Genomic DNA, 8,025 nt, shown 5'->3' on the forward strand with positions numbered 1-8,025 from the left:
TATATTCAAGACTAACTAGTTCATCTAATTTTTTCATAGATCACTTTACACTACCGAAATGTTTAACGATTACATTGCAATTACATATAATAATTACATTTGTTATCCACTAACATATTCACTATAGCCGAGTGGTAATTTCTTGTAAACAACCAATACCTATCTTAAACCTTCACTTTTGATTATATTGAGGTAAATTTTGATTCATAAAGTACCGCTAGGCCTTTTATAACCCAAAAATATAGAAAGAACTAGACAGTCTAATTTAATTATTTGTACATTTTCACTCCATAAAACAATATAGGTTGTTAACTGCACCTTATAAATCTTTCGGCAGCAAACAACCCATATATAAAAGCTAAGATATTTTCATACAATAAAATTTGTACTATTTATTTCTTAAAAAACTATTTCTAAACTCGCCTGGCGTTATTCCCTCTAATTTTTTAAAACTTCTGCTAAAACTTTGGTCATTATTATAACCAACCTTTTCTGCAATCTCCTTGATTGTACCACTAGTTTCTACTAGAAGTTCTTTAGACTTTCTAATTCTTAAGCCTGTAATATAATCCGTAACGTTTATACCTATGCTATCCTTAAACACCTTTCTAAGATGGGGATAGCTAAGTCCAGTTGCACTAGAAATAGTATTAATATCTATATCATTTTTGGTATAATTGTTTTCAATAAACATTATGACGTCTTTAACATGATTTTTAAATATTTTATCATCATTTTCTCTATAATGTATGATTTTCTGATAGAAATGTGTTAATACATCTCTTATATCATCCAGTGTTTCCTTTTCAATCAATTCATTATATATATTACAATGCGTTCCAAAAACATCTGATATCCTATCGTTTGAAGAAATAAGCAGTTTCAATGTATTTCCCACCAACTGATATAAAATCTGTGTTATATTATCGTAGCTTAACTCTTGATTAATTTTTAATTCATCAATCAAAGCTTCTAGCTCACTTTTAAGTTTTTCAAATTTATTACTTCCCATATAGTTCATTATGCATCTTTCTCTTGTGACAGGATAATAAAATTCTTTATTTAATCTGCTTTCAATCATAGAAATATCTATAAAAGATTTCTCACCATAAATTAACTTGAACTTAATTGCTTCGCAAGCCTCGCCATAGCTGTATTTTATATTCTCCTTTAACTTATAATATCTTCCTGTTGCAATGCTTAAGGATATTCCATGGTTTTTCATTAGTTCATTATTAATTTTACTGTATACCTTTGAAATAAATTCTTGTGAATTCAAGGTATTTTCCTTAGTAGAATTTATTATTATAACCAATTTATCCTTATGCAATATCACCCCATGATTAGGTGATCTAACACCTATCATCTCTTCATAAGCTTTAATAATTAAGAGCTTTAGTGTATACTGTTCATCATATTCGTAAAGCCTTTCAAACTCAATGTACCTATCAATAGATAAAATTAAACACATAAAATAAGAATGTGGATAATTCACTTCATTATTTTCCTCATCAACCTTTCCTTCAATAAGACGTAATATACTAAGTTGCTTTAGATCCTTATTACTTTTTTCAATATTAATATTAAGCTGTTTTCTTTCATTAATAATATAATTAATAGAATTTGATATTTGAAGCAACTCATTTATGTCTACCCCTTCACCAATCACCTTTTCTTCCTTGAGGTTTTCGATTATATTTCTTATTGGACTATATATTCTATTAGAAATAATATACGACAAAACTACACCAAGTACCAGTATAATAAGAGAAACTGCCGCTATAAGAATCTTAAAAATAATGGCTTTTTTAAATAAATTGTTAATTGATGAAATTTCTATATAAATTAAACCCGTTAAATTTGACTTTGAAAAGGTCACAAGGTACTTTTTACCTTTAATTATCATTTGGAAATAGCCATTTTGATCCTTGGAAACCAATGATTTTGATATAATACTCAAATCATTATCTTCTATACCTTTTATACTCTTCCCTTTATAAGAAAATAAATGCCCACTTTTATCAGCAATGAAATCTAAACCCTGCTCATTGCCTTTCTCTGAATCCATATACTTATACAGAAAGTTTTCATTTATATTAATAGCTATTGCTCCTGTAAATGTTGCCGTATATTCGTTGATTGGGAAAACCAAAGTAACTACAGTTGGTGACATAGAAGCAATTGAAGCTGTTTTATTTATAACATTTTCCTTAGGAATCCTTGAACCACTTAACACTGTTTCGATTCCTTCCTTGTTAAGCTTATGTATCCACTCATTATCTGCAAATTCACTCTCTTTGTATATACCTGCACCACCTGTGGTTACAACCAGTTTTTGATCTCTATTGTACAAATAAATAGAATGAATACATGGATTTAGATCTTTTACATTCCCTAGTACTTTAATAATTCTATCAACTCGAACTAAGTCATTTCCATCTTTTAAAATATTTGAAATATTAACATATCTAATATAATCTAAACTGGGATCTTCAGTTATTCTAAGTGCATCTCTTGTTAATCCATTAAATATCCCATCTATGGTATTTTGAGTTACCATAAGCTTACTTAAATTTGAATTGCTAATTTCTTTTTCATAGTAATTTATCATGTTATAGTGAAATATAATTAAAAACACAATTACAGGCACAAGTAAGAATATTAAGAGTGACGAAATTAATTTAATAAACAATTTTCTTGATTTAAATCTTAGTATTTTTTTCATATTTTTACCCCTAGTTTTATTATTACAATATAATACTAATAATACCAGTTATAATTATTTTAAGCAATGTAACGATTACATCTCCAGAGCTTTGCTAGCCACAATATAGCTATTTTATTATGATGTATGCCTTTTACTGCTACTATATAAGATAAGGTTATAATGTATATATAAAAATTAAAACAAAGAAATACTATTGACTGAACATATAATTAGGATTACAATTTAATAAGATTAATTTAAACATATATATTGTAATTAAACAGCTTAGTTGTAATTTGTCATCTTTATTATCTTTATGAAACGAGTGGTTAATAATGTGACAACACTTGCATAAGCAATAAAATAAAAAAATAAGGAGTTTATAATGGAAAAGATGAAATATGTATTAGACGAATATCCTAGGCCGCAATTTGCTAGAGAATCATGGGATAATTTAAATGGCACATGGAATTTTTCTTTTGATGATAAGAATGAAGGAGAAACAAAAAAATGGTATGAAAATACCATATTTCCTAGGAAAATCAATGTACCTTATGTTTATGAAAGTTTAGCTAGTGGTATTAATGATAAGACGTATCATGAAAACGTTTGGTATCAAAGAGAATACTTAATAAATTCAGAGTACGATAAAAAAAGGGTTATACTTAATTCCCAAGGTGCAGATTATATAACAAAGCTATGGATTAATGGAATTTATGTAGGGCTGCACAAGGGTAGTAGCAACAAATTTAAATTTGATATAACAGATCACGTAAGGTTTGGAGAGGTAAATATTATTGTTATTAAATGCGAAGATTCAAAAAGTACCTGTCAGCCAAGAGGAAAGCAAAGGTGGCATGATGAAAGTTATGGTTGTTGGTATGTACAGTCTACTGGTATATGGAAGACAATATGGATGGAGTATTTAGACAATATTAATCTCGAAAAAGTTAAAATTACACCCAATATAGATGAGGCAACAGTTTCCTTTGAATATACCATAAATAATTTTAAAAAAAATAATGAAATTTGGTTAGTTACACAGATATCTTTTAGGGGTACATTAATTCGGGAAGTATCAACAAAACCAGATCGAAGTTATTTTACATTAATTACTGACATTACAAATGATACATTAAATGATGGAGTACATTTGAAATTTATGGTATGGGATATTGAAAATCCTAATCTATATGATGTTAAATTTAAACTTTATGCTGGTAAAGAATTATTAGATGAAGTAAATTCATATTTTGGGATGAGAAAGATATCAATAAATAATGGTAAGGTTTTACTTAACAATCAAGAAATATACCAAAAACTAATACTAGATCAAGGATATTGGCCAGACACACTGCTAACCCCACCAAGCGATAATGCAATATTAGAGGATATAGATAAAACCTTAGCCATGGGGTTCAATGGTGTTAGAAAACACATGAAGGTTGAGGATGAAAGATATTTATATTGGTGCGATAAAAAAGGAGTATTAGTTTGGTCTGAATTTCCTGCTACCTATGAATATAATGATGAAAGTATAAATAATTTTATTCCGGAATGGCTTGAGGTTGTACAGCAAAATTATAATCACCCCTCCATTGTGACGTGGGTTCCAATTAATGAATCCTGGGGAGTACCTAATATTTTAGTAGATAAAAAGCAGCAGCATTTTACCCAGGCGCTATATTACTTAACGAAAGCTATAGATAAAACAAGGCCTGTGGTTGTAAATGATGGATGGGAGCACACCATCTCTGATATTTTAACTATTCATGATTATGAAGAACTTGGGAGTGTATTTGCAAAAAAATATGCTGATAAGGACGGTATTGTAAGTGATAAAGTACTTAATAGCAATAAACGATCAAATTTTGCACATGGCTACTCATATAATGATCAGCCAATAATTATAAGTGAATACGGTGGTATAGCATTTAAAAATGATGAGGGTTGGGGTTATGGAAATCAGGTGAAAAATGAAGAAGAATTCTTAGCTAGATATATGTCTATTACCGATGAAATTAAAAGGCTTGGATATGCGTGTGGATATTGTTATACACAGATAACAGATGTTCAGCAAGAGGTAAATGGTTTGCTTAATGAAGATAGATCAGCAAAGATAAATCTTCCTAAGATAAAAATTATAAATGACAACATTTTAACATAGTATATTATTAAAATTAATACTTATTTACCTTTAATTATATAAAAGTAATATGCTAGTAATATAAATAACAGTTTAATATTACAACTTTCTTGTAATATTAAACTGTTTATGCTATTATTTGCTTATATTGTATAGAGGGAGGTAACAAATTATGCTAAAGTTATCATTGGATGACCCCCAAAAATTAAGCCAAATAGGTCGTGGATTATCCTCAGAAATTAGAATTGAAATTTTAAAGCTTTTAGGAAAAAAGAATATGAATGTTGGTGAAATCGCACAGAATTTAAATATAGCAGTATCTACAACTGCGTTTAATATAAATATCCTTGATGAAGTTGGTCTTATTACAACACAATTTGAATCAGGTACTAGAGGTACTAAGAAAATTTGCAGTAAAAATTATGATGATGTGAGTATATCTTTATGCCAAAACTACAAGTCAGATAAGGATTATGGGGTTTATAAGGTGGAAATGCCATTGGGATATTTTTCGGATTGTTTAATTTATCCTACTTGTGGCATTGCGGGCGAAGAAAAAATGATAACAATTGAGGATGAACCAGGTGATTTTTTTGTTCCAGAAAGAATGAATGCTGAACTTATATGGTTCAGAAATGGATATATTGAATATAAATTTTCCAGGGGCGATCTTAATAGTAATCGCACCTTAGTAGATAATATACAATTTTCAATGGAAATATGCTCTGAAGCACCTAACTATAATAATGAATGGCCATCCGATATAACACTGTGGGTAAATGATGTGGAAGTTACAACTTGGAATAGCCCTGGTGATTTTGGAGGGGTGAGAGGTAAATTAAATCCTGATTGGTGGTATGAATATGCTTCGCAATATGGAATACTTAAAACTTGGGACATAACGAACGTAGGTACTTTTGAGGATGGAAGACGTGTCTCGGATGTTAAAGTTACAGATGTGCACCTTGATAATAACAGTTTCATAAAGCTAAAAGTAGGTATAAAGGACAATGCTACAAATAAGGGTGGAGTAAATTTATTCGGTAAAAAGTTTGGTAATCACAATCAATCAATTATAATGAAGATTAGGTATAGCCTATTGTAATTACAGTTTAAACAAACAATTCGTATTATTAGTCTTAAAATTCTTAGAAGCACATACTCCGAAGTAATTAGATATGAGAATTTTAAAGTGAAAATTGAAAGTAGAGAGGGTGAAATAATCTATGAAAAAAGTAAATTTAGATAATATCAATTCTGTAATAATACTAAAAGGCGATAATGTAACAGCGTATAGGGACCCAACTGCAATTTACCAAGATGGAATATTTAGAATATTTTATACTTTGGTGGAAACAGAAGAAGATAGTAACATATATATGTATACTGCAATGAGTAAAAGTTGTGATTTAATTAATTGGACAAAACCTAAAAAAATAACGCCAAGAGATAGTAGTTTAAATTTTTCAAGTCCCGGAAATATTATTAGAAATAATGGTAAGTGGATAATCTGCCTTCAAACTTACCCAAGACAAAATGGAGAAAAATATGCAAATGGAAGTGCAAGGGTTTGGTCTATGGAAAGTGATGATTTGGACAACTGGAATTCTCCTGAAGTTATGAAGGTAAAAGGTAATGATGTATCAATTGTGAATATGGGAAGAATGATAGATCCATATCTAATTGAAGATAAGGATGAAAAGGGAAAATGGTGGTGTTTTTACAAGCAGAATGGTGTAAGCATATCCTATTCATATAACTTAAGAGATTGGATTTATTTTGGTAATGGGAGCTCTGGGGAGAATGTGTGCATTATAATTAAAGATAACCAATATAACTTGTTTCATTCTCCAGATAATGGCATAGGATTAATGAAATCAAAAGATTTAATAAATTGGGAAAAATCCCAAGAGCAAATTACGTTAGGTCAACAGGAATGGGAATGGGCAAAGGGAAGATTAACGGCAGGTTTTGTACTTGATTGTACAGAGATTGAAGGAATAAAAAAATATCTTATGTTTTTTCACGGCACAGGACCTCAGGATGAAAGTGTAATTTTTGACACAAATGCATGCATCGGGTTGGCATGGAGTAAAGATTTAATTAATTGGCAATGGCCGTCAATATAACTAATTCAGTCTGAGATACAATTTTACTAAGTAAAAAGTTTATTTCTTCTTGTGTGTCGCAGCTAACAACAAATGAAATATCCTCATTATAAGTAAAGTTGTGCTCATAGGCGCCATCCATAGTTAGACTTTCGAAACGGTCTTTTTATTGTGCCAAAAATTAATGTAAATAATTCCAAACAAATTTAAAATAAATAGTTGACCTTAACTAGCTGGTCTTATGTTTTTATAAGATCTTATTCTTTAGCTTAAGTCTATACTAATTTCATACCCATCAGCTAGATATCTGGAATATGTAAGTTCTACTGGAACACCATTTGAATCGCCAATTTTTTTTCTTGTTAACATAGCTTTAGAATCCTTTATTTCAAAAAATTCTTTGTCTTTTTTATCAGAAATAGCAGCTGATATTACTTCCTTTCCTGAAGTTACTTTATATCCTTTAGCTTCTAAAAGTTTATAAAAAGAACCATTGAAATTATCCTTAGCGGTAAGTGTAACTACTGGACTTATATAATTATGAAATAAAGCAACAGTCTTACCATCAACGTGAATTACTCTTATCATCACTAAGACATTATCTTCCACAGTTATATTAAATAATTCAGCTACCTCTTTTGGTGCCTGTACAACTTTAACTTCTAAAAGTTTTTTTTCAGCTTTTTCTCCAATTTCTTCTAATTGTATAAATGAAGATTTCATCACTGTAGCTACTTCAAGCTTTTTTTCTATAACAATAGTACCCTTTCCTCTCTTTCTATCAATATAACCATCTTGCATTAATTTATCTAAGGCTTGCCTTACAGTAATTCTTGATACCTCATACTCTTTAATTAGCTGCATCTCAGGAATAATGCTATCCCAACTTTATACTCTTCTTTTTCTATCTTTTCTTTAAAAAAAAATATAATTGACTCCATAGTGGCTTGGCTCCAGCACTAAAATCCAAACTCATCTTTGTGCTCCTCTCTCCTAATATAAATTTTTTGACTTGTTGTAAAATGAAGTTGAACCAATAAAAAATCCATAGTGGATTAATTCTG

The 8,025-nt window shown here is 29.6% G+C and carries 5 protein-coding genes; 3 read left to right on the top strand and 2 right to left on the bottom strand.

Features of this window, described 5'->3' with window-relative positions; all coding sequences use genetic code 11:
• Positions 1-388 precede the first annotated feature (388 nt).
• A complete protein-coding gene (locus tag Q0649_RS10615; RefSeq protein ID WP_298841321.1) occupies positions 389-2,725 on the bottom strand; it encodes an AraC family transcriptional regulator in 2,337 nt (778 codons plus the stop codon).
• Positions 2,726-3,092: 367 nt separating this feature from the next.
• On the opposite strand from Q0649_RS10615, the gene Q0649_RS10620 reads away from it, so the two are divergent.
• From Q0649_RS10620 to Q0649_RS10630, 3 genes are all read left to right on the top strand, one after another.
• Positions 3,093-4,874 (top strand): glycoside hydrolase family 2 protein, encoded by a 1,782-nt coding sequence (locus Q0649_RS10620; protein ID WP_298841324.1) that lies wholly within the window; start codon positions 3,093-3,095, stop codon positions 4,872-4,874.
• A gap of 151 nt (positions 4,875-5,025) precedes the next feature.
• On the top strand, positions 5,026-5,958 hold the full coding sequence (locus Q0649_RS10625) for a transcriptional regulator (protein WP_298841326.1): 933 nt from the start codon (positions 5,026-5,028) through the stop codon (positions 5,956-5,958).
• Positions 5,959-6,079: 121 nt separating this feature from the next.
• On the top strand, positions 6,080-6,982 hold the full coding sequence (locus tag Q0649_RS10630; RefSeq protein WP_298841328.1) for a hypothetical protein: 903 nt from the start codon (positions 6,080-6,082) through the stop codon (positions 6,980-6,982).
• A 243-nt stretch (positions 6,983-7,225) separates the two neighbouring features.
• On the opposite strand, the gene Q0649_RS10640 is transcribed toward Q0649_RS10630, so the two are convergent.
• Positions 7,226-7,825 (bottom strand): GntR family transcriptional regulator, encoded by a 600-nt coding sequence (locus Q0649_RS10640; protein ID WP_298841334.1) that lies wholly within the window; start codon positions 7,823-7,825, stop codon positions 7,226-7,228.
• Positions 7,826-8,025 lie beyond the last annotated feature (200 nt).

This window comes from uncultured Clostridium sp., from assembly GCF_937920395.1.
GTDB lineage: Bacteria > Bacillota > Clostridia > Clostridiales > Clostridiaceae > Clostridium_AD.